General features: G+C 64.3%; 20 protein-coding genes. 11 read left to right on the forward strand and 9 right to left on the reverse strand.

What is annotated here, in order from left to right; all coding sequences use genetic code 11:
- Positions 1-82: 82 nt before the first annotated feature.
- From WAN71_RS18000 to WAN71_RS18025, 6 genes are all read left to right on the forward strand, one after another.
- Entirely contained in the window at positions 83-1,576 is a 1,494-nt protein-coding gene (locus tag WAN71_RS18000) for an HAD-IB family hydrolase (protein ID WP_422226634.1), read from the forward strand.
- Complete coding sequence (locus WAN71_RS18005; RefSeq protein WP_422226635.1) at positions 1,573-3,423, forward strand: 1-acyl-sn-glycerol-3-phosphate acyltransferase; 1,851 nt, start codon at positions 1,573-1,575, stop codon at positions 3,421-3,423. Before WAN71_RS18000 ends, WAN71_RS18005 begins: the two co-directional genes overlap by 4 nt.
- Before the next feature lie 113 nt (positions 3,424-3,536).
- Positions 3,537-4,331 carry an enoyl-CoA hydratase-related protein gene (locus WAN71_RS18010; RefSeq protein WP_422226636.1) on the forward strand — a complete coding sequence of 265 codons (795 nt, stop codon included), beginning with the start codon at positions 3,537-3,539 and terminating at the stop codon, positions 4,329-4,331.
- A gap of 46 nt (positions 4,332-4,377) precedes the next feature.
- Positions 4,378-5,271 (forward strand): SDR family oxidoreductase, encoded by an 894-nt coding sequence (locus WAN71_RS18015; RefSeq protein WP_422226637.1) that lies wholly within the window; start codon positions 4,378-4,380, stop codon positions 5,269-5,271.
- Positions 5,272-5,309: 38 nt separating this feature from the next.
- Positions 5,310-5,768: a MaoC family dehydratase gene (locus WAN71_RS18020; RefSeq protein ID WP_422226638.1), complete on the forward strand. Its 459-nt coding sequence runs from the start codon at positions 5,310-5,312 to the stop codon at positions 5,766-5,768.
- 165 nt (positions 5,769-5,933) lie between these two features.
- Positions 5,934-6,704, forward strand: coding sequence for a FadR/GntR family transcriptional regulator (locus tag WAN71_RS18025; protein ID WP_422226639.1), 771 nt, complete (start codon positions 5,934-5,936; stop codon positions 6,702-6,704).
- Positions 6,705-6,745: 41 nt separating this feature from the next.
- On the opposite strand, the gene WAN71_RS18030 is transcribed toward WAN71_RS18025, so the two are convergent.
- The 6 genes from WAN71_RS18030 to WAN71_RS18055 form a co-directional block, all read right to left on the reverse strand.
- Positions 6,746-7,387 (reverse strand): 3-oxoacid CoA-transferase subunit B, encoded by a 642-nt coding sequence (locus WAN71_RS18030; RefSeq protein WP_422226640.1) that lies wholly within the window; start codon positions 7,385-7,387, stop codon positions 6,746-6,748.
- Between the two features lie 91 nt (positions 7,388-7,478).
- On the reverse strand, positions 7,479-8,225 hold the full coding sequence (locus tag WAN71_RS18035) for a CoA transferase subunit A (protein ID WP_422226641.1): 747 nt from the start codon (positions 8,223-8,225) through the stop codon (positions 7,479-7,481).
- Between the two features lie 44 nt (positions 8,226-8,269).
- A complete protein-coding gene (locus WAN71_RS18040) occupies positions 8,270-9,463 on the reverse strand; it encodes an acyl-CoA dehydrogenase family protein (RefSeq protein WP_422226642.1) in 1,194 nt (397 codons plus the stop codon).
- Positions 9,463-11,166 carry an AMP-binding protein gene (locus WAN71_RS18045; protein ID WP_422226643.1) on the reverse strand — a complete coding sequence of 568 codons (1,704 nt, stop codon included), beginning with the start codon at positions 11,164-11,166 and terminating at the stop codon, positions 9,463-9,465. The genes WAN71_RS18040 and WAN71_RS18045 overlap by 1 nt, the downstream gene beginning before the upstream one ends.
- 120 nt (positions 11,167-11,286) lie before the next feature.
- Positions 11,287-12,096: an enoyl-CoA hydratase/isomerase family protein gene (locus WAN71_RS18050; RefSeq protein WP_422226644.1), complete on the reverse strand. Its 810-nt coding sequence runs from the start codon at positions 12,094-12,096 to the stop codon at positions 11,287-11,289.
- 9 nt (positions 12,097-12,105) lie between these two features.
- Positions 12,106-13,083: a quinone oxidoreductase family protein gene (locus WAN71_RS18055; protein WP_422226645.1), complete on the reverse strand. Its 978-nt coding sequence runs from the start codon at positions 13,081-13,083 to the stop codon at positions 12,106-12,108.
- 226 nt (positions 13,084-13,309) lie between these two features.
- Here WAN71_RS18055 and WAN71_RS18060 point away from each other — a divergent pair, with 226 nt between their 5' ends.
- Complete coding sequence (locus WAN71_RS18060) at positions 13,310-14,443, forward strand: LuxR C-terminal-related transcriptional regulator (RefSeq protein WP_422226646.1); 1,134 nt, start codon at positions 13,310-13,312, stop codon at positions 14,441-14,443.
- 15 nt (positions 14,444-14,458) lie between these two features.
- Positions 14,459-15,541: a LuxR C-terminal-related transcriptional regulator gene (locus WAN71_RS18065; protein WP_422226647.1), complete on the forward strand. Its 1,083-nt coding sequence runs from the start codon at positions 14,459-14,461 to the stop codon at positions 15,539-15,541.
- A gap of 24 nt (positions 15,542-15,565) precedes the next feature.
- Here WAN71_RS18065 and WAN71_RS18070 read toward each other — a convergent pair whose 3' ends face one another.
- From WAN71_RS18070 to WAN71_RS18080, 3 genes are all read right to left on the reverse strand, one after another.
- Positions 15,566-16,603: an enoyl-CoA hydratase/isomerase family protein gene (locus WAN71_RS18070; RefSeq protein WP_422226648.1), complete on the reverse strand. Its 1,038-nt coding sequence runs from the start codon at positions 16,601-16,603 to the stop codon at positions 15,566-15,568.
- A gap of 74 nt (positions 16,604-16,677) precedes the next feature.
- Complete coding sequence (locus WAN71_RS18075; RefSeq protein WP_422226649.1) at positions 16,678-17,475, reverse strand: SDR family NAD(P)-dependent oxidoreductase; 798 nt, start codon at positions 17,473-17,475, stop codon at positions 16,678-16,680.
- Positions 17,472-18,413: an alpha/beta hydrolase gene (locus tag WAN71_RS18080; protein WP_422226650.1), complete on the reverse strand. Its 942-nt coding sequence runs from the start codon at positions 18,411-18,413 to the stop codon at positions 17,472-17,474. The genes WAN71_RS18075 and WAN71_RS18080 overlap by 4 nt, the downstream gene beginning before the upstream one ends.
- 113 nt (positions 18,414-18,526) lie before the next feature.
- Here WAN71_RS18080 and WAN71_RS18085 point away from each other — a divergent pair, with 113 nt between their 5' ends.
- The 3 genes from WAN71_RS18085 to WAN71_RS18095 all read left to right on the forward strand — a co-directional run bounded on the left by WAN71_RS18085 (position 18,527) and on the right by WAN71_RS18095 (position 21,419).
- Complete coding sequence (locus tag WAN71_RS18085) at positions 18,527-19,681, forward strand: acyl-CoA dehydrogenase family protein (RefSeq protein ID WP_422226651.1); 1,155 nt, start codon at positions 18,527-18,529, stop codon at positions 19,679-19,681.
- Positions 19,682-19,846: 165 nt separating this feature from the next.
- Positions 19,847-20,608, forward strand: a complete 762-nt coding sequence (locus WAN71_RS18090) for a hypothetical protein (protein WP_422226652.1) — start codon at positions 19,847-19,849, stop codon at positions 20,606-20,608.
- A 211-nt stretch (positions 20,609-20,819) separates the two neighbouring features.
- Positions 20,820-21,419 carry a cytochrome c oxidase subunit 3 family protein gene (locus WAN71_RS18095; RefSeq protein ID WP_422226653.1) on the forward strand — a complete coding sequence of 200 codons (600 nt, stop codon included), beginning with the start codon at positions 20,820-20,822 and terminating at the stop codon, positions 21,417-21,419.
- Positions 21,420-21,470: the final 51 nt, after the last annotated feature.

Here is a 21,470-nt window from a genome sequence, read left to right on the forward strand (position 1 = left end):
GGCTACCTCGAGGACAACGAGGTCCTCGAGGTAGCTCGCGAGGCCGGCTGCGGGATATGAGATGACCAGTACCAGGCCGCCGGTGATCACGGTCGACCAGCTCATTGAGCAGATCAAGGTGGGGCCCGGCGGTCCGAAAGTCGCCGCCTTCTTCGACTTCGACGGAACCCTGATCCAGGGCTATTCAGCGGGCGCTCTCTACGCTCACCGCGCCCGCAATCTCGAACTCGGACCCGACGAGTTCGTGCGCACCCTGCGTGCCGCGCTTTCAGGCCCCCTCGACGAAGCCGCGTTCGAAGACTTACTGGTGCAAGGAATCCGTGGTTGGGTGGGTCGCACCGAAGACGACCTACTGGAACTCGGCGAACTGCTGTTCGCCCAAGGAATTGCCGGGGCGCTCTTCCACGGGGCATGGCGGCTGGTCCGCGCCCACCAAATCCGCGGCCACACCGTTGTCATTGCGACATCGGCGACCCGGATGCAGGCACAGCCCATGGCCCGCGAGTTGGGCATCGATCACGTCTTGTGCACCGAGCTCGAGACCGAGCAGGGTGTACTCACCGGCGGCCTGGTAGGACACACGCTGTGGGGCGAAGGCAAGGCCGCTGCGGTGAAGGAATTCGCCAGACGGCAACGGATCTCGCTGAAAAACAGCCACGCCTATGCCAATGGCGACGAGGATGTCGCGCTGCTCGACGCCGTCGGATTCCCGCATCCCGTCAACCCGGCACCGGTTCTGGCCCGTCACGCCGCAGAGCTCGGATGGGACGTCGTGCGGTTCCGGACCAAGCGCGGCCAATTACATCCTGTGGCGTTGGCCCGGACGACGGCCTTGTTCAGCGGCTTCGCCGCCGCGCTGGGAGCGGGCATCGTCGCCGGGGCGTTGACCTACGACCGTCGCGGTGGAATGGACCTGGCCACCTCCCTGTTCGGCCGTCTCGGTGGGCAATTGGGCAACATCCGCGTCGAGGTCATCGGCGAGCAGCACACCACACGTCGACCCGCGGTGTTCTTCATCAATCACCAGAGCGCGTTGATCGACGCGCTGGTCGCCTCCAACGTCGTGCAACGGGGGTTCACCGTGGTGGCCAAGGCCGAAGTAAAGCAAATACCGGTGCTCGGGCAGCTGCTCACACTGGCCGACGTCGCATTCGTGGACCGCTCCAACACGTCGAAGGCCGTCTCAGCGTTGCAACCCGCGGTGGACAGACTGCGCAAGGGCGTTTCGATCATCATGTCGCCCGAGGGCACCCGATCGCTGAGTCCGCGGATCGGGGCGTTCAAGAAAGGCGGCTTTCACCTGGCCCGCGACGCGGGGGTGCCGATCGTTCCGATCGTCATCCGCAATGCCGGCGAAATCATGTGGCGCAACGCGAAAGTGGCCCAGGAAGGCACGATCGAAGTCGTTGTCCACGAACCAGTTGCGACCGCGAACTGGACCAAAGCCGATCTCGATGAGTGGGTGCCGCGAATGCGCCAGCTCTACGTCGATACCCTCGACGACTGGCCGGGCGTTGCGGCCGGAAAACGGTGGTCGGAGGCGATCGCGAAGGCGTCGGTGGCGGTGCAGAAATGATGGTGCTGCCGGATCGCCTTGTGCGGCTGCTGCGCCCGAGCGGGTCCGCCCCCACGCAGTCGTCAAATGAGGCTGAGGAGCTGCTGAGTTCCGACGGGTTTCGCAGGGCCACAGCGCAATTGGCATCGCAGTTGGGACGCGCTGTGGCCGACGTGCAGGTCGAAGCAGCGGTTTACGTGCGCGAGATGGCGGCAACCCACCTTCCTTCCGTCGTGCGGGCTTGGCAAGCGTGGTCCGCCTGGATGGTCCGTGGATTCCAGGTGGTCATTGACGACGACGACCTGGCCAAGCTGCGGGAACTCGACCGCGACCACGCTCTAATCTTTTTGATCTCACACCGCTCCTATCTGGATCAGTTCTCGTTCCCGCCACGCCTCACCCAGGGAGGGATTTCGCCGACGTTCGGGCTGGCTGGCGCCAACCTCAACTTCTTTCCGATGGGCACATTGGCCCGGCGTAACGGGTTTATCCCCGTGCGACGGGCGACGGGCGACATGCCGGTATACCGGCTGGCCCTGCGCGCGCTCGTCGGCCAGATGGTGGCCAGCGGTCGCAACCTGGTGTGGTCGATCGAAGGAGGCCGGACACGCACCGGTAAGTTACGGCCGCCGCGATACGGGTTGCTGAGGTACGTGACTGATGCGGTCGAATCCGTGCGGTCGGAGCAGACGCTCGCCGTCCCAGTTTCCATTCTCTTCGACCAGTTGCCGCTGCACGAAGTCAAACTGATGGCTGCGGAGGCGCGTGGACTTCCCAAGAAGCCCGAGAACGCGCGCTGGTTGCTCAATTACGCACTCGGCCTGCGACATCGCCTGGGACGCATCTACATCAACTTCGGGTCGCCGGTGCCTCTGTATGAGCGAATGGTTGCGCTGCGCGCCGAGGGGCTGGCCGACCGGCAGGTGGTCGAACGCATCGCGCTGGAGATCTGCCACCGCCTCAACCAGGCCACGCCGGTAACTGCCACGGCCGCAGTGTGCGTCGCGATGCTCGGCGAAGACCGTGCACTGACCCTCGACGAAGTGTGTGCCACCGTCGCACCGCTGGCCCATTACTTGTACGGCCGCGGCTGGCCCGTCGCCGGGGGCGCCGATCTCACCGAGCGTGCCACGGTGTCGCAGACGCTGCACGACTTGGTCGGCTCCGGCGTATTGACCTGCTACTCCGAGGGGCCGACAACGGTGTGGGGAATCGGCGACGACCAGCATCTAATCGTTGCGGTCTACCGCAACAGCGCGATCCATGTTCTGGTGACGAGGGCGATCGCCGAACTTGCTTTGCTGGCGATCGTGCGAACACCGGAAGCCACCAAGCGCACAGGGTGGGAGAAGGCATTAGCGGTTCGCGAACTGCTCAAGTTCGATTTTTTCTTCGCCGGACGCGCTGAATTTGCCGACGAACTGTGGAATGAGTTCGCGACCATGACCGGACACAGCCATGACCCGAGCGCACCGATCGATACCGAAGAGGCCACGCGGAGTTTGTATGAAAGTGACCTGCTGGTGGCCCATCTGGTGCTAAGACCGTTCGTTGACGCCTACCGAGTGGTGGCTGAGGAGTTGCTGAACCTCGGTCCCGGTCGCGACATCGACGAACAGGAACTGCTCATGAGGTGCATTCGCCTGGCCCGGCAATGGTCACTGCAGCACCGCATCACCGAGGAATCGGTGTCGGGGGAAATGTTTGCCACCGCATTGAATATGGCGCGGCACCGCGGGCTTCTCGACGCACAGGCCCCGGCAAACGACATCGCGGATGGTCGGGCAGCCCTTGTCGCCGAGCTCGACGACCTGCAGCGGTCGATCGGTGAACTGGCTCAGATGCGCCGGGATTTCGCGCCGGCGTGAGGCGAAGGTCGCGAAGAATTGGATTTCGCCAACGCGGGCCACTTTGGTAATATGGTAAGACCATAACGTTCGGGCGGATGGTGCCCGGGGCTTTCAACGAAGAGAGGCAACCGATGACCGAGTTCACCGACATCACCTACGAGGTCGACAACGGCCTTGCCTGGATCACGATCAACCGACCCGAGCGGTACAACGCTTTTCGCGCGCGCACGCTTGACGAGCTCATCCGTGCCTTCAAAATGGCTTGGGCGAGTTCGGAAGTCGGCGTGATCTGCCTAACCGGGGCGGGCGAGAAGGCCTTCTGTACCGGTGGTGACCAGAAGCAGCGCGCCGAAACCGGCGACTACGGACCGTCCGAGACCGGCCTGTTCGAGGTGGATACGTTGCATCGGGTCATTCGCGACGTGCCGAAGCCTGTCATCGCTGCGGTGAACGGGTTCGCGATCGGCGGCGGCCACGTTCTGCATGTGCTCTGCGACCTGACGATCGCCGCCGACACCGCGGTCTTCGGCCAGAACGGCCCACGAGTCGGATCCTTCGACGCCGGCTTCGGCACCGGTTTTCTGGCCCGCGTGGTCGGCGAGAAGCGCGCCCGTGAGATCTGGTTCTTGTGCCGCAGGTATTCCGCGGAGCAGGCCGCCGAGTGGGGACTGGTCAACAAGGTAGTGCCGGCCGACCAGCTCAAGTCGGAGGTGCGGGCATGGGCCGACGAAATCTTGATGCTTTCGCCGACCTCGCTGAAGGTTCTCAAGCAGTCGTTCAATACCGATACCGAACAGTTCGCGTCGGTAGGTCAGATGGCGTATTCGACTCTGAAGATGTTCGGCGAGACACCCGAAGCGCGCGAAGGTATTACCGCGTTCAACGAGAAGCGGGTGCCCGAATTCGCCGCTTACCGCGGCAACTGAGCCGGTTGGTCGGCTGGCGCGAAATCATCGGGAAGAGCTGGGGACTATGACGCGCATCTTCGATCCCACAGTGCTGGACGGCAAGCGCATCCTGATCACTGGCGGCGGCACCGGGCTGGGCCGCGGGGTGGCCGCCCGGCTGGTCGCCCACGGCGCGCAGGTGCACCTGTGGGGCCGACGCGAAACAGTGCTGGCCGAGGCCGCCGCGGAGATCTCGGCCGGGCGCGCGGGCAGCGTCCATTACCAGCCGGTCAATGTCCGGGACTTCGACCAGGTCACGGCTGCGGTTGCCGAGATTTGGCATCGGCACGGACCCCTGACCGGCCTGCTGAACAACGCCGCCGCGAATTTCATCGCGCCCACGGTCACTTTGAGCCCGCGAGCTTTCGATGCGGTCACCTCGACGGTGATGACCGGTTCGTTCAACACGACGCTGGCCGTCGGCGGGCGCTGGATCGCCGAAGGTCTGCCCGGATCAGTGCTGTCAAACCTGACCACATGGGTGTGGAGCGGTTCGGCGTTCGTCGTCCCCTCGGCCATGGCTAAGGCCGCGGTGCATGCGATGACGATGTCGTTGGCGGTCGAGTGGGGCCGCTACGGCATTCGCCTCAATGCCCTTGCACCCGGGCCGATCCCGACCGAGTACGCCTGGGAGATGCTCAATCCCACCGATAAGAGCGCAGTCGGTGCCACCCAGTCCGAGCAGATACCACTCGGTCGCCCAGGGACGATCGACGAACTGGCGAACCTGACAATCTTCGCGTTCTCCGACGCCTGCGACTACCTGACCGGCGAAACCATCGCGATGGACGGGGGCCAACGGCTGGCCGGACCCAATACGTTCGCGGGGCTAACGGCGATGAGCGACGAGGACTGGGCGACGGCGCGCGAGCGCAGTACGGCTGCATCGGCAGCGGCCAAGGCCGCACGCAGTGTGTAGCCGTCCACGCAGATCAGCGTGAATTGGGAAGGAAGTCCATGAAGGTCATCGGGTCCATCGACGAAGCCGTACAGCTGATCGGCCAGGAGTTGGGCGTCAGCGACTGGACAGGCATCGACCAAAAGCGCATCGACGCGTTCGCCAATGTCACGGGGGATCACCAATGGATCCACGTCGACCCCGACCGGGCTAGTACCGAAAGTCCTTATGGCGCAACGATAGCCCACGGATTCCTCACGCTGTCGCTGATTCCTGCGCTCAGCAAAGCCAACTACCGCGTCGAGAACGCGAAGATGGGCATTAACTATGGACTCAATAGGGTGCGGTTCCTCGCGCCGGTTCCGGTGCGCAGCCGGATCCGGGTCCGGTCTGAGCTTGTCGACGCCGTCAAAGTGGATGACACCACGGTTGATCTGATAGTGCGGCAGACGGTGGAGCTAGACGGGTCACAGAAGCCGGCCGCTGTGGCGGAGCTGATCGCCCGGATGGTTTTTTGACCACCGCCCCGGGTGGGCCGCCGCATCGCGTGGGTCGAGTTCGCCTGTGATGTGTGCGACATCGTGGATGTGGCGCGGCCGGACTGCGTCCGGCGGCATCAGGTAATAAACTAACCATTGGTTAGGTCTTACCTTTATGCCGAAGCTTAGACGGACGGAGCGACGATGGAACCAGGCGCGACAAATTCGGCCACGACACGTTCAAGCGTCTTGCTCAAGCCGGTGGATGTCCCTAAGGCGTCCGACGTGTTGGCACGTGAGCTGCGCGAGCGGATCCTCTCCGGCGAGCTGACCGAGGGTACGGCGCTTCCTGCAGAGCGCGAGCTCGTCAAGCAGACGCAGATGAGCCGGGCCACAGTGCGAGAGGCGTTACGAATCCTGGAGGTGCAGAACCTCGTTCGGGTCAGGGCCGGTCGGGCCGGCGGGGCATTCGTCCAACGACCGACGACCAAATCGATGGCAAGTACGGTGAGCATGCTGATCCGCGGTCGGCGGATCAAGCTGGCTGATCTGATGGAAACGCGTGAGGCGTTGGAGCCGTTCTGCGCCGAGCTGGCCGCCCGCAAACACACTGTCGACGATTTGGCGGTGCTGGACCGGGCCAATGAAGACATCGCCGATCCCGATGCCGATCTCTCGGCGTTTCTGCAGGCCAATCTTGACTGGCATGTGGGTGTGGCGATGGCCAGTCATAACGAGTTGTTGATCGGATTCATGACCGCGTTGTCGCAGGCCATCTATGCCGGAACCGAGAATGCGGCGTTTGTCGACGACAACGTGCGAACGGTGACAGCTCGCGCGCATCGGTCTATTACAGCCGCTATCCGCAGCCGCGACGCCGATGCGGCCGGCCGGCGCATGCGTCGGCATGTGCACAGCTACGCCAAGGCCGCGTTGGCCATGGACGAGCGTGAAGCGATCGCCGTCGACGACTGAGCCGGGGTGGCGTGGGCCGAAGGTTGCCGACGTTGTCGTCGTCACTGTACGGCAGGAAGCGTAAGGGGCGCTTCGGTTTTCGCGATAACCTCGTCAGCACTGACACCGGGCGCAGTTTCGATCAGGCGCAGACCGTCGTCGGCGACGTCGATGACGGCGAGATCGGTGAAGATACGGTTCACGCAGCGCTTACCTGTCAGCGGCAGCGTGCAGTGCTCGACGAGCTTCGCGCTGCCGTCCTTGGCGGTGTGCTCCATCATCACGAAAACGTTTTCCACGCCGTGCACTAGGTCCATCGCCCCACCCATGCCCTTGATCATCTTGCCGGGGATCGTCCAGTTGGCCAGGTCGCCGGCGGCCGAGACCTGCATGGCGCCGAGCACCGCGATGTCGAGGTGTCCGCCGCGGATGATCCCGAACGAGGACGACGAGGCGAAGAACGCCGCACCCGGCAATGTGGTGACCGTCTCCTTGCCGGCGTTGATCAGGTCGGCGTCGAGGTGCTCGCGCCGCGGGTACGGCCCGACACCGAGAATGCCGTTTTCCGAATGCAAGACGACGGTGATGCCGGCGGGGATGTGGCTTGGGATCAGGGTGGGCAACCCGACGCCGAGGTTGACATACTGCCCGTCGTGCAATTCGGCGGCGACGCGCGCCGCCAGCTCGTCCCGGCTCCAGCTCACTTTGCGCCACTCTCCCCCGCAAGCGGGTGGGGGTACCCCCAGCCGCGTAGCGGCGAGGGGGCGTGCCCCCACTGCATCGTCGTCGGCGCGCTCATGGCCGCACCGTCTCTTTTTCGATCGGCTTCACCGGGTTGGGCACATGCACCACCCGGTGCACGAAAATGCCCGGGGTGTGCACCTGGGCCGGGTCGATCTCGCCCGGTTCGACCAGGTGCTCAACCTGCGCGATGGTGATCCGGCCCGCTACGGCACAGTCCGGGTTGAAGTTGGCGGCCGCCGCGCGATAGACCAGGTTGCCGTGCCGGTCGCCTTTGAAGGCGTGCACTAGCGCGAAGTCAGTGCGGATGGCTCGTTCCAACACGTAACTGACTCCTTCGAATTCGCGGGTTTCCTTCGGTGGCGAGGCAACCGCCACCGTGCCGTCCGGGTGGTACCGCCACGCCAGACCGCCGTCGGCCACTTGCGTCCCAACCCCCGCGGGTGTGTAGAAGGCGGGGATCCCGGCCCCGCCGGCGCGCAGCCGCTCGGCCAGCGTGCCCTGCGGGGTCAGCTCCAGCTCAAGCTCGCCGGCCAGGTATTGCCGGGCGAATTCCTTGTTCTCCCCGACGTAGGAGTTGATAGTGCGTCGGATCCGCTTGTGTTCCAACAACACTCCTAAGCCGATCCCATCCACGCCCAGGTTGTTCGAGACCGTCTCCAGATCGCGGACTCCGAGCTCTAGCAGCGCCGCGATCAGCGCCTGAGGGATGCCGCACAGCCCGAACCCGCCCACGGCCAGCGACGACCCGTCCGTCACGTCGGCAACAGCCTCCGCCGTCGTTGCCACGACCTTGTCCATCGTCACAAGCCTCCTTGTCGCGGGACTCCAGTTGGCCCTCGGTCTTAGCTCTTGGGCATGCCGAGAATGCGCTCGGCGACGATGTTGCGCTGGATGAACGTCGACCCGCCCGCGATCGCAGTGCCCCGGGCCTGATACGCCAACCGCAGCCAACGTTGGTCGTCGGCTGGTGGCGCGTCGGAGGCGCGCTTCTCGGCAAGCGCGAACTGCCCACCCATCTCGTCGAGCTCCAGTCCGAAATCGGCGATGTCCTCCACCAGCGGGCAGAAGAACAGTTTCCCGATCGAGGTGACCGGGCCCGGCGGCCCGTCACCGGCTGCTCCGGTAATGACCCGCTGCCCGATCAGGTAGTGCACCAGCGCGCGCCCGTACAGGTCCGCGATCCGTTGCCGTACCAGCGGATCGGCGCCGAGCGGGGTGCCGTCGTCCGTTGTACGACAAGAGATCTGGTGGATCAGATCGTTGACCGCACCGGTGGTGTTTACCCGGCCGGTGGCGATAGCCACCCGCTCGAATGCCAGGGTGCCCATCGCGACCCGCCAGCCGCCGTCCACCTCACCGAGGACGCCGTCATCGGGGATGAACACTCCGTCGAGGAATACCTCGTTGAATTCAGCCTCGCCCAGCATGTGTGCCAGGGGGCGGATCTCGACGCCGGGGCTGTCCATTGCGACTAAGAAATACGTGATCCCACGATGCCGCGGGCCACCGCCGGTGCGGGCGAGCAGGATCGCGTGCGCCGCCAGCTGGGCGCGGCTCGTCCAGATTTTCTGGCCCTGGATTCGCCACCCGCCGTCCACCTTGGTGGCGGTGGTGCGCAACGAGGCCAGGTCTGAGCCGGCCTCGGGCTCGGAGAATAACTGGCACCAGATCTCGTCACCGGTCAGGATCGGTTGGAGATAGCGTTGTTGCTGGGCCGGCGTGCCGAATTCGATGATCGTGGGGCCCGCGAAATCCTCGCCGATGATGTTGAGCCGCTCCGGGGCGCCGGCCCGATCGAGTTCCTCGTTGAAGATCGCGCGAAGCTTGGCGTCCGCGCCGCCGCCACCGTATTGCTTCGGCCAGGACAGCCCGGCATATCCGGCGTCGTAGAGCAAGCGCTGCCATGTGCGCCAGTAGTCGAGCTTGTCCTCGAGGCGTGCGGGTTCAGGTCCGCCCAGCCGTGGCAACGTGTCCTGTAACCATGCGCGCGCTTGTGCTCGGAATTCCGCTTCGGCGGGACGGTCTTTCAGCTCCATCAGGGGGCGCCAGCCACTTCCCGGGACTGCATGCTTTCGTTCTGGAGGCGTTGTTCGATGTCTTTACGCAACTCGTGTTTGAGGATCTTGCCGGTTGCGGTCATCGGTAGCGAGTCGACGGCGACCACGCGCTCCGGTGTCTTCTGGATCGGCATGCCCTCGGCGAGCAGGAACTCGCGCAGGTCCTCCACCGTCGGGGTTTCGTGTCCCGGCTTGCTGACCAGGTAGCAGCACACCTTCTCACCGAGCTTCTCGTCGGGCATGCCCACCACCGAGTACGCCTGCAACGCGGGATGGTGGGCCAGATGCTCCTCGATCTCGCGGACGCTGATGTTCATCCCGCCGCGAATGACGATGTCTTTGGTCCTGCCCGTGACGCGCATGTATCCGTCGTCGGTCATCTTCCCGAGATCTCCCGACTTGGAGAAGCCGTCCTTGGTGAAAAGGGCCGCGGTTTCTTCGGGATTCGCAAGGTATTCGATCATGTGGGCGGGGCCGCGGTAGGCGATGTCGCCCTCGGTACCACGAGGCACTTCGTTCCCGTTGTCGTCAACGATTTTGACTTCGGAGCCGGGTACCGCCCTGCCGTCCGACGTCAGGGCGCGTGACACCTCGTCCGTGACTGAACATGTTGTGGTTACCAGGTTTTCGCTGCGCCCGTAGAGGCTGAGGACCCTGAGGTCGGGTAGGGTGGCGTTGGCCTGCTTGACGACCGCGGCGGGGATGGGTGCGCCCGCACATGTCCACAGCCGCAACGTAGACAGGTCGTGGCGCTCGGCGTCGTACTCGGACAACAAGGTCTGCAGGAAGGTCGGGGCCGTGACCGCCGCCGTGCAGCCGAAGCGCTGAATCTCGTCGATGCCGCTGGCCGGATCCCACTTGGCCATGACGTGTGTCGACGCCCCAGCCAGCATGGGCACCAACACGCTGGTGACCAGCCCGGTGGTGTGGGCGATGGGGGAGGGACCGAACTGGACATCGGTCTCGGTGTAGCCGAATGGCCCGACCAGCGCACGCGAGCCCGCACAGTAGGTGTTGAACGTGTGCACGCATCCCTTTGGCCGCGACGTGGTTCCGGAGGTGTAGACGATCACGAACGGCTCATCGGGACCGGGCGGAGCATCGAGCTCCTGTCTGGCGGTGTCATCGTCGGTGTCGGCCTCCAGCTGGTGCAGGGTGAACACGTCGGCATCGGCGTTGGCGCCGTCTTCGGCAGTGTTGTCGGGCCGGGCGACGACGATCGTGAGTTCCGGATGCTCTCGGCGCAGACCGAGATACATGTCCAGATAGCCAAATTTGCCGAAGTGCGCCGGGGTAAACACTGTCCGTACCCCGGCGTTGGACAGCACGTAGTTGACGTCGTCGCGCCGGTAGATCGGCATGATCGGGACCATGATGACGCCAAGTCGCGACAACGCGGTCAGCACCTGGATGAACTCGACCCAGTTGGGCAATTGCACGGCGGCGGTGTCACCACGCCGCAACCCCCGCCGGTGCAGACCGATGGCCAGCCGTTGGCCGGCGTCGAAGAGCTCCCGAAACGTCAGCGAGCGTGTCCCGTCGGTCGCGAACACCTTGTCGGGGTTTTCTTCGACGCGCCGGACCAACAGGTCGTGGAATGTCTCGGTCGACCACAGTCCCGCGCGGTAGTAGTCGTCGATTTCCTGCGGGCTGTAGCGGGCGGTGTACGGGCTTGGCTTCATTGCGCTATTCCTCGTCCTCGGGATCCGCCCACCGGGGCCTGCGCCGGGGGATCACAATCATACGAATAATAGAATGGTCAGACCGAAACGGCAAGGGCTTGGACGCACACCAGCGGACGCTCATGCGTTGCGCCATCTCGGGGGACGCTTCTCCTTGAAGGCCCGCACACCTTCGGGTAGATCTTCGGTAGTGAAGGCCAAGGCAAGTTGGGCTTGCAGATAGTTGAGCGCCGATTCCAGCGGCATGTCGCGAGTCGCCGCCAGAGCGCGCTTGCCCATGCCGAGCAACAACGGTGATTTGCCGGCGATGTCGGCGACCCACTGCTGCAGGGCGTCGTCGAACTCAGCGTCGGGCACTACCCTATTGACCAATCCGGCGGCGGCCGCCTCGGCGGCGCTGATCAGTCGGCCGGTCATCATCAGCTCGTTGGCGACCAGCCGTCCGGTGGCGCGGAAGATCAATGCCGAGATCATGAAGGGAAAGGCGCCGACGTTGATCTCCGGGCAGCCGAGTCGGATCGACTCCTTGGCGATGATGAGGTCGCAGGCCAACGCGATGCCCAGCGCGCCGGCCAGCACGTCGCCGTTGGCCGCGCAGATCACCGGCTTGTCGATTCCGGTAAGGGTACGGAACAGGGTAGGGAAGCGGGAGAGGCCGGCGTATTTGACGATCGTCGCTCGATCGTCGGCGAACGCGTCGAGGTTGCCACCGGAGGAGAAGATCCGCGGATGGGACGAGGTCAGCACGATTACCCGGACCCGCGAGTCGGCTGCCGCGCGTTGCAGTAACGCGCTCAGCTGATCCAGCAGTGCGTCCGACAGAGCGTTGCGCCGCGCTGCGTCATTCAGCGTCAGGTACGCCGCCAGCGCATCGCCGCCCGGGGCGGCAGCGTCGAGCCGGTAAGTGACCAGTTCGGCTGACTCGCTCACTTTCGTCTCCTAGTCGTTGCGCAGTACGCATTTGCCGAACGCGCGTCCACGTTCGAGGTATTCGTGTGCTTCGGCGGCTCGGTCCATCGGAAATTCGCGATCAATCACCGGTGCGCGCACCGAGTATTGATCGAACATCTTGAGCAGGCCAGCAAAGTCTTTGCCGCTGCCCATGGTTGTTCCGAGCAGATCGAATTGACCGAAATAGAAGCTGCGGATGTCGATTTCGGCGGTCTGTGCGGCGTTCGCGCCGAGCACCACCAGCCGGCCGCCGGGACGCAGTGCTCGCACCGACTCGCTCCAGCGGCCGACGGGGTCGAGGATCAGATCAAACCCGTTGTCTGGCGACATGGCGCGGGCCTGCTCTGGCCATCCCTCCTCGCTGTGCAGCACGCCATCGCGGGCCCCCGCGCCCACGGCGCGCTCGATGGTCTCGGCCGAAGAGGAGGTCACCGTAATGCTGGCGCCGACGGCGACCGCGAGGGCGATCGCCGTGGTGGCGATTCCGCCGCCGGCGCCGACCACCAGCATCGACTCACCCCGTTTGAGCCGTCCGCGGACGAACAATGCGCGATAGGTCGTCAAGCCGGCCAGCGGCAGCGCTGCGGCCTCGGCCCAATTCAGGTCCCGAGGTTTGGGTGCCAGGCAGTCGGCGGGCACGCTGACCAGCTCGGCGTAGGTCCCGGGGGTGTGGTCGCCCAGAATCTCCCAGCCGCTGGCCGGTGCTTCCTCGCGGTCGCCCCAGTTCAGCGATGGCAGGATCACCACTTCCTCCCCTGTGTCGGTGCGCACGCCGGCGCCATCAGCACCGATGATGTGTGGCAGCGGCGAACCGTAGCGGCCTTGGCGAACTAACACGTCATGCCAGTTCAACGCGCTGGCACGCAGCGCCACGGTCACCCATCCCTGCCGTCCGCGCGGATCGGGAAATTCGCCGGGACGCAACACTGCGGCGGTCCCGAACTCCTGCATGATCACAGCGTGCAAACTCCACCTCCTATGGCCTGACCATTAGACCATTGCCCAAGTTTGCGCACAAGCCATCTCGCAGTCGGACTGGTTGGACGCAGATTCCGGTCTGCTGGACTGCAAGCACTGTGATGAAGCCAATGCTTGCCAATCCGTTGTGGCGCGCGTTACATGTGCCTATACTTCGGTCCAATGGTATGACCAATCGGCTTCATGGCCGGCTCACGAGAGCAGAGGAGCAGCGATGAGTTTGCGGGTGCCTATGGCCTCCATCGCGGAGGATCCCATGGTGATTGCGCGTGCCGAGGCAGCCGTCGCGGCCGCCGCCGACCACCTCAAAGTGCCGCCTCCCGAGCTGACGCCGGCGGCGTTAGCACACCAGTTGGACAGCCTGAGGCAACGCCTCGAACAACGGATTTCGCTGCCATCCGATCCGACAGCCGACGCGGCGACAACCGCCGAAATTCTGGTCACGATCCTGAGGTTGCAGTGCGAACTGCTCGACCACGATCTGGCTCGCCGGGTCAAATCCATGTCGGAGATCCGTCAGGCCCTGGGGTACCTACGGGGTCTGCCGCCGCGCAAAATGATCCACGCCGCCCCGGACGTATTGAGCCGGGAGTTGGATTTCGCGCGGACCCTGATCTCCATCGTGCGCGGTTCGCTGTGGCTGCCCCAGCACCTGCACATCGAAGAGGAAAAGGCCGATCCCCATGGGCGACAGTTTCTCGAATACATAATTGACCGCCACATCCAGCTGGCGGACGCTCCGCTGGAGACAGAAGTCGTCCGCAAACGGTGCGGCGCATTTGCGCCGTCGCCGATGGATGACAAACGTACTTTCAAGGAGCTCGTCGAGGCCTCCGGCTGCTTTGGCTATATCGCCGCCCCGATCACCGTTCAGGGCAGGGCAATCGGCATTCTGCATGTCGACCGCCCCGAACCCCACGGAATCGTGACGATGGACCATCTCGAACAGTTGGAGGCCTTCGCCGAGTGTCTGTCGGTGGCGTTCGAGAGCGCGGCGCTCGAAGAGAAGGCCGCGCAACAACGTGTCGAAGTCGACAATGTGTGCGACAACGTCGACGAACTGCTCAGCCGGTCAGCCCGATCGGTGTTGTGGTCATTGCCAGGCGCGGTGCCGATGCAGCTGCACAATGCCTATCACCGCGGCGAGGAACCCGCTGTCCCCGCGTTGACCGCCCGCGAACGAGAGATCATGTCGCATGTGGCGACCGGCGCCACCAATCACCAGATTGCCCGGTGCCTGGTGATCTCGGAAGGGACAGTGAAGTCGCATCTGAAACACATTGCCAAGAAGCTCAATACGTCCAGCAGGGCAGCGGCGGTCGCGATCTATGCTGGCATCGCCAGCTGATGTAGGGGAGTCGCGATGAACAACCGCGCGATGGTCGCAAGGCTCAACGAACTCGACGAAAAACTATGCAGCGCGTTTGGCATCTCCCGATCAGGTGACGCGACGACACTCGATGAGGCCATCACGATGTCGGCCGCCACCACCGAGCGGCTGCTGACCCACCAACGCTGCGTCCGCGACGACACCGCGTCACCGATCGGACCGAGCCCCCTGACAGATTTCCTGCAGGCCCAGGTCGAAGCGCGCCAGGTGAGAGCCGGTGACCGCGTCGATGTGGTGCGGTCGTTGACCGATGGCATCCGTCGGATGAAGAAGGCCGGATCGCTGCAAGGGCTCGGCCGCCAAGCCTGTACGGAACTGTGTGACGTGCTGGGTTTCGACGGCGCGTTGCTGTCGTTCGTCGAAGACGACGGATTCGTCGTCGAGGAATCCGACCACGGCCTGGGCGGCCCCACCGTGGTCCCGCGTCGTGACTGTGGACCCGAGCGGGCCTGTATTCGCCACCGGGACACCGTCCAGACGAATGAGGCCGACATGCCCGCCTCGCCGGGCTATCGGGAGCTGCTCGGCTCCGTGCACTATCTCGTTGCCCCGATCATCGCGAAATCGCGGGTGGTCGCGCTCCTGCACGTCGGGCGCCGCGGTAAAGCCGGGGTTTCTGGCGCTGACATCGATGTGCTCGACGCGTTCGCCTCCGCCTATTCGTTGCTGCATGAGCGGATGCTGAATACCGAACGGGTGCAGCAACAGCGGACGTCGATCGCCCGCGCGGCTGCGCGGCTGACCGAGCAAGCAGACCGCATCGCCGCAGCAGCCATCAGCTTTGATGTCGAAGACGACACTCGGGTCGAGCCCCCGACCATAGCGGCGGATTCGGCGTTGGCAGCCACGCTGTCCGACCGTGAGCGCCAAGTGTTCGAGAGGCTGGTCCTGGGAGCCTCCAACGCCGAGATCGCCGACGAACTTGTCATCACGGTCGAAACGGTTAAGACACACGTGAAGAGGATCCTTCGCAAGATCGGCGCCATCAACCGGTCGGAGGCGATCGCCCTCTACATGGACGACGCCAGAACGGCGTTTCGGCGACGCACCCGGTAACTGTGAGCGACAATCCTTTTCACGCTAGAACTTCAGATCGTCGTCGACCGGTGCGAAGTATGCGTCGACGTCGGCCGCGCTGACCTGGGCCAGCGATGCCGGCGACCACTTTGGATTGCGGTCCTTGTCGACCAGCTGAGCCCGAATGCCCTCCACCAGATCATGCGAACGCAGCGACCCACACGACACTCGATAGTCCTGGACCAGAACATCTTCCAGCGTGTCCAACTTGGCCGCGCGACGCACCGCCTCCAGCGTCACCGACAGCGCGACGGGGGAGCGGGTGGCGATCAGGTTGGCAGCGTCGTTGGCCGGCCCGGCGTCATGGCCGCGCAGTGCGGCGACGATATCGGCAACTGTGTCACCGGCATAGCAATGGTCAATCCAATCACGCGCCGCTACAAGGTCACTCGGCGGCGGCTCGACGGCATGGGCGGCCAGCGCCCGCTGGACGCCGTCGGCGACGATGGCCCGGTGCAATGCGTCGAGTTTGTCGTGTGGAACAAAGTGGTCGGCGAATCCCAGTGCGATGGCATCGGCGCCGGAGAACGGCGCACCGGTGAGCGCGACATGCAGACCCAGCGATCCCGGCGCGCGTGACAGCAGGTAAGCCCCGCCGACGTCGGGGATGAAGCCGATACCGACCTCGGGCATGGCCATCTTGGACGTATCGGTCACAACTCGGGTATTGGCGTGTGCGCCCACACCGACCCCGCCGCCCATCACGATGCCGTCCATCAGCGACACGTAAGCCTTGGCGAACCGGCCGATCTGGGCGTTGAGCAGATACTCGTCGCGCCAGAACCGCCGCGCCGCGACCCCGTCGGCGCGGGCGCTGTGATAGATCGCCACCACATCGCCGCCGGCGCACAGCCCGCGCTCCCCGGCACCGGCCAGCACCACCGCGCGGACCCGCCCATCCTGCTCCCATCCGGCCAGAACCGCGCTGAGCTCGTTGACCATGCCCTGGTTTAGCGAGTTGATCGCCTTAGGACGATTGAGCGTCACAAAACCAACACCGTCTTCGACACGGCTCAAAACCTCGTCGGATTCCTCCGTCACCTTGCATTGCTCCTTGGTCAAGGCATGGGTTGGGCGCACCTTCGCCATACCACCTAGAAAATCCCGCGGCGGGTCTATGCCGCCGAGATGCCGCCGTTGACGCTGATCGCCTGCCCGGTCAACCTCGCCGCCTTGAGGCTGCACAGGAACACCGTCAACGCAGCGATGTCGTCGGCCGTCGGCACACCGAGCTGGGCCTGCTGCGCTGCTCGAGCGAAGAGTTTGGCGCTGAACCCGTCGGCCGTGATGCGTTCGGTCGAGGCGGTGCCGTAGACCAGCGACGGCGTCAGCGCGTTGGCGCGGATGCCGTAGCGCTTTTCCTCAATGGCGATCGTTCGCGTGAACATCACGATGGCGGCCTTCGCCGCGCCGATAACCGCTTCACCCGGCGTGGCGGTCTTGGCCGCATCAGACGCCACATTCACGATGACACCGCTTCGGCGCGTGCGCATGCCCGGCAGCACCGCGCTGGCCATATGCATCGACGGCAGCGCCAATTGGGTGAGCATGCGACCGATGTCGGCGCCGGGGATGTCGATGAACAGCTCCGGCCGCACGTCCGCGGCGGTGCTGCACATCAGGATGTCGATACCCGAAAGGATTTGATCTGCCTCTGCGGCAACAGCTGCTGCGGCGCTGGGATCGGTGGCGTCGCCGACGACGAAGTGTGCGGATGCACCGAGTTCGGCGATCGACTTTGCGGCGAGCTGGCCGCGTTCGACGTTGCGGCCGACCACCACGATCCGGGGTACGCCGGCCGCGGCGAGTGCGCGTGCTGAGGCCAGCCCGATACCGGCGGTGCCGCCCACGATCAGCGCGCTGGATGCGTCAAGGTCTTTGGGGGCCGGCAGGTCGGTTCGGGTGTCAGTCATGCGTTCGTCCTCACTGCGGGTGGTGCCGATACGCGGTGTAGCCACTGCAGAAGGTCGTCGATTACCTCTGCCCGGTTGATTTCGTTGAGGATCTCATGCCTTCCGTCGTCGTAGACGCGGACGGTGACATCACTGAGACCGGCGGCGCGGTAACGGTCCACCAGTGGCCACAGCAGAGTGAGCGCTCCGTTGACGGGATCCTTTGATCCCACCGCCACATACACAGGCAGATCGTGGGGCATGCGTGCCACCTCGGCGGGGTTGGCGAGTCGCCGGGCGCCGGCGAACATGTCTTTCACTGACGCGGCGTCAATTCCGAATCCGCACAGCGGATCTGCGAGATACGCGTCGACGACTGACTCGTCGCGGGAAAGCCAGTCGAAATCCGTTCGAGCCGGTTGGAACGGGGTGTTGAAGGCGGACAGGTCCAGATCGCTGGACAGGTCCAAGGCCGATTCCAGAAGGTCGAGGGCAGCGGTTCCGGTCAGAGCGACCGCGTCGACGCTGGCGCCGTGATCCAGCAGAAATTGCTGCGTCGCAAACGAACCCATGCTGTGGGCGACCATTACAACCGGGAGACCAGGATGGTCCGATTTCGCCTGGGCGATCACCAGATTCAAGTCATCGACCAGCGCCGACCACCCGTGGGGTCCGAGCTGGCCGGGTTCGTCGTCGGCGTCCCTGGACGCGCCGTGTCCGCGGTGGTCATGTCCGTACACCGCAAAACCCTGGGCGGTGAGGGCGCTGGCAACGTGGTCGTATCGGCGAAGGTGCTCGCCCATGCCGTGGACGAGCACGACGACGCCTGTACCCGTTTGGCCCCTGCCAGCAGTCCAGCGATAGCCGGCAAGTTGCCTGCCGTCCGCGGAACGGTAGGAGAACGTGTCGGGGTCCATCACCGGGGTCCGCTCAACCGAGGGCACCGAGAAACCGGGCACGGCGCTACGAGCATCACGGTAATAACATTAGAATGGTCAGACCGAAACGGTCAAGTTTCAGCGAGGGAGCCCTCAGCTGAGCGGCCACCGCAGACGTAGAGAGAGGCAGCCGCATGATTTCGTTCGAGTTCACTCCTGATCAGACCGCGTTTCAGAAGACCCTTGTCGACTTCTCTCGCAAGGTCCTACTCCCGGGCTACCGGGATCGCGCGGCATCCACCGAGTTTCCGTTCGACATCCTCCGCCAGCTCGGCGAGCTCGGCGTCCTGGGAATAGGGCTGCCGGAAAAGTACGGTGGCACCGGCACCGAGGACCCGGTGACGCTCGGGCTTGCCACCGAAACCCTCGCCTATGGAGATGTGAACGTCGCCTCCGCGCCCGTGCAGATCGGACTCATCGGCTCGCAATTGATGCACGGGACCGAGGAGATCCAACAGCGCTATCTGCCAGCGATGATCGAGGGCCGGGAAAACGTCGCGATCGCCCTGACCGAACCGGGGTCTGGCTCCGACGCCGGAGGGCTGACAACCGTGGCGCGACCGGTCAACGGCGGATGGACGCTTGCGGGAGAGAAGACCGCGATCTCCTGGGCCATGCATTCTTCCGCGGCGCTGGTCTACGCACGTGAGCCCGGTACCAAGGGTTCTGCCGGAGTCAGCTGCTACCTAGTACCCCTCGATCAGGACAAGGTCACGGTGCACCACATGCCCGGCATGGGCTGCCTGCCGCTGGGATGGGGTTCGATCCACCTCGACGACGTGTTCGTCCCGAGCTCGGATCTGATCGGCGAACCGGGCAGAGGATTCCACGCGGTGATGAGTCACTTTGACTTCAGCCGCGCCGCACTCGGACTGCTGTGCCTCGGAGCCGCACAGGCCAGTCTCGACGAAGCCGCCGTCTATGCGACACAGCGGCATGCCTTCGGTAAGCCGATCGCCGACAACCAAGGGGTGTCCTTCGCCCTCGCCGAGCACGCCACCTACCTAGAAGCGGCCCGCTGGGTCTGCTACCGCGCGCTGTGGCTGCGCGAACAGGGCAAGCCCCATACCTCACTCGCCTCGATGAGCAAGTGGTGGCCACCTACGATCGCCAAAGATGCCATCGAAGCCGCGATGAGAATCCACGGCAACCTGGGCTACGCCACGGAATTCCCACTGCAACAACGCTTCCGCGATGTCATGGCCTACCTGGTCGCCGATGGAACCGCGGAAATCCAGAAACGTGTGATCGCCAAGGACATCCTCGCTCGCCAGTGCACCTCCTTCTAGCCGCGAGGGATGGCAGCCGCAGCGACCTCTGCGCAAACGGGCCCTTCGTATGGGGGTGTTGCCACGACACCTCTGCGATGTTACATTTCTACATCACCTGATGCTGTCACGTGATACGCGGACACAATCAGCGATCACCGGAGATCGATCGGAAAGGAGCGATACATGGATCAGAAGACCAGCCTCAGATTCCAGCTCATCAGCGCCTGGTGTGGCCCCGCCTTCTTGGTCACCTTCGTGCTGTTCTGGGGGGTGATCGGGCACAACATCCCGAATCCGTCACCCGCGTTGAGCGCGGCAAACCTTGCCGCTCGCTATTCGCACAACCTAGGGGAGATTCGTCTGGGCTTCATCGTCGCCCTCATCATCGTTTGCTTCTACATGCCTTGGTGTTCTTATATCAGCGCGCGGATGGCGCGGATCGAGGGCGGGTACCCGGTCCTCGCTAACCTGCAGCTCATCGGTGGGGCTCTGACCGTTATGGTCGTGTCGTTCAGCTGTTGCTTCTGGGCCATCGCGGCATTCCGGCCCGAGCGGAACCCGGAGCTGATCCAGCTGCTCACCGACACCGGCTGGCTGGTCATCGACCTGCAGTATGCGTGCACCACGTTGCAGATGGTGGCGCTCGCACTGGCAGTTCTGTCGGATCGGAAAAACAAGGCCACGCCTCTCATGCCGAATTGGGTGTGCTACCTCACCATCTTCTGCGCGGTCAGCTTCTTCCCGGCCAGCCTCACCGGCGTTCTGAAGACCGGCCCGTTTGCCTGGAATGGCGTCATGAGCTACTACTTCCCGTACTTCTGCTGGCTGTGCTGGGAAATAATTGCGAGCACCTATTTGATCAAGGATGTTCGTCGGCGCACGCGCGAGTTCGTCAGCAGCCCCTCGGTGGATGGCGGCCCTCGGGCGACGGCTCTCGCTTCCTGACCTGCACCAGCGGGTAGGTGCCCTTGGGTTGGCCGCCGCTCCCGTCCGCGCGATTCGACGGTGTTGCGACAAAAGTTCGCACGCATCGTTCGCGGTCGGGAGCGGACGGTGATCCGTGCCTGGCGCCCTGCCGGCGTCATTGCTCAGCGGTGGGCGGGCAACGACCGGTCACCGCGTCGCTTAGGGAGAGTGTTGATTGAGTGAATTGCTGATGAGTCCGGAAACCGACACCCAGTTCGTATCGGTAGGCCATCCAAAGCGGCGGCTGCCCGGCGTCGAAGGCGTGTGGGTCTTCGTGATCGCCGACATGACGGTTTTTGCCGTCCTGTTCGGGTCCTTCATCATCGGCCGGCATCACAACCCCGCCCTCTTCGAAGCGTCTCGACACGCCCTGAACCCGAACTTCGGTGGCATCAACACGCTCATCCTGGTCACCAGCTCGTGGTTTGCCGCGCTCGCGCTCGACGCCGTGCGGAAGTCCCGTTTTGCGCTGGCGCAGCATTTCATCGGCGGCGCCTTCCTCTGCGGCGTCGGTTTCATGGTCTCGAAGGGCATCGAGTACACCGAGAAGTTGAACGCTGGCATCAGCCTGTTGACCAACGACTTCTTTATGTATTACTTCACGCTGACCGGGATTCATCTGTTCCATGTGGTCGCGGGCAACGTGGTGCTGCTCGTGCTGTGGTTCATGGCCCGATCCCAGTCGTTCGACCCGGAGCGGCCCGTCGTTCTCGAATGCGGCGCGATCTACTGGCACATGGTCGACCTGCTCTGGATCATCCTGTTCCCACTGCTGTATCTGGTGAGGTGACCATGGAGCTGCTTCGCAAGCCGGTCACTATCGTGTGGGCCGCGTTGATGC

This window comes from Mycobacterium sp., assembly GCF_049280035.1.
Taxonomy (GTDB): Bacteria; Actinomycetota; Actinomycetes; order Mycobacteriales; family Mycobacteriaceae; genus Mycobacterium.

Coding starts and splice junctions, on each gene's coding strand:
- WAN71_RS18090 (WP_422226652.1), top strand. CDS start 19,847: ATGGATCAGAAGACCAGCCTCAGATTCCAGCTCATCAGCGCCTGGTGT.
- WAN71_RS18035 (WP_422226641.1), bottom strand. CDS start 8,225: ATGGACAAGGTCGTGGCAACGACGGCGGAGGCTGTTGCCGACGTGACG.
- WAN71_RS18095 (WP_422226653.1), top strand. CDS start 20,820: ATGAGTCCGGAAACCGACACCCAGTTCGTATCGGTAGGCCATCCAAAG.
- WAN71_RS18020 (WP_422226638.1), top strand. CDS start 5,310: ATGAAGGTCATCGGGTCCATCGACGAAGCCGTACAGCTGATCGGCCAG.
- WAN71_RS18085 (WP_422226651.1), top strand. CDS start 18,527: ATGATTTCGTTCGAGTTCACTCCTGATCAGACCGCGTTTCAGAAGACC.
- WAN71_RS18005 (WP_422226635.1), top strand. CDS start 1,573: ATGATGGTGCTGCCGGATCGCCTTGTGCGGCTGCTGCGCCCGAGCGGG.
- WAN71_RS18060 (WP_422226646.1), top strand. CDS start 13,310: ATGAGTTTGCGGGTGCCTATGGCCTCCATCGCGGAGGATCCCATGGTG.
- WAN71_RS18075 (WP_422226649.1), bottom strand. CDS start 17,475: ATGACTGACACCCGAACCGACCTGCCGGCCCCCAAAGACCTTGACGCA.
- WAN71_RS18040 (WP_422226642.1), bottom strand. CDS start 9,463: ATGGAGCTGAAAGACCGTCCCGCCGAAGCGGAATTCCGAGCACAAGCG.
- WAN71_RS18010 (WP_422226636.1), top strand. CDS start 3,537: ATGACCGAGTTCACCGACATCACCTACGAGGTCGACAACGGCCTTGCC.
- WAN71_RS18045 (WP_422226643.1), bottom strand. CDS start 11,166: ATGAAGCCAAGCCCGTACACCGCCCGCTACAGCCCGCAGGAAATCGAC.
- WAN71_RS18025 (WP_422226639.1), top strand. CDS start 5,934: ATGGAACCAGGCGCGACAAATTCGGCCACGACACGTTCAAGCGTCTTG.
- WAN71_RS18065 (WP_422226647.1), top strand. CDS start 14,459: ATGAACAACCGCGCGATGGTCGCAAGGCTCAACGAACTCGACGAAAAA.
- WAN71_RS18015 (WP_422226637.1), top strand. CDS start 4,378: ATGACGCGCATCTTCGATCCCACAGTGCTGGACGGCAAGCGCATCCTG.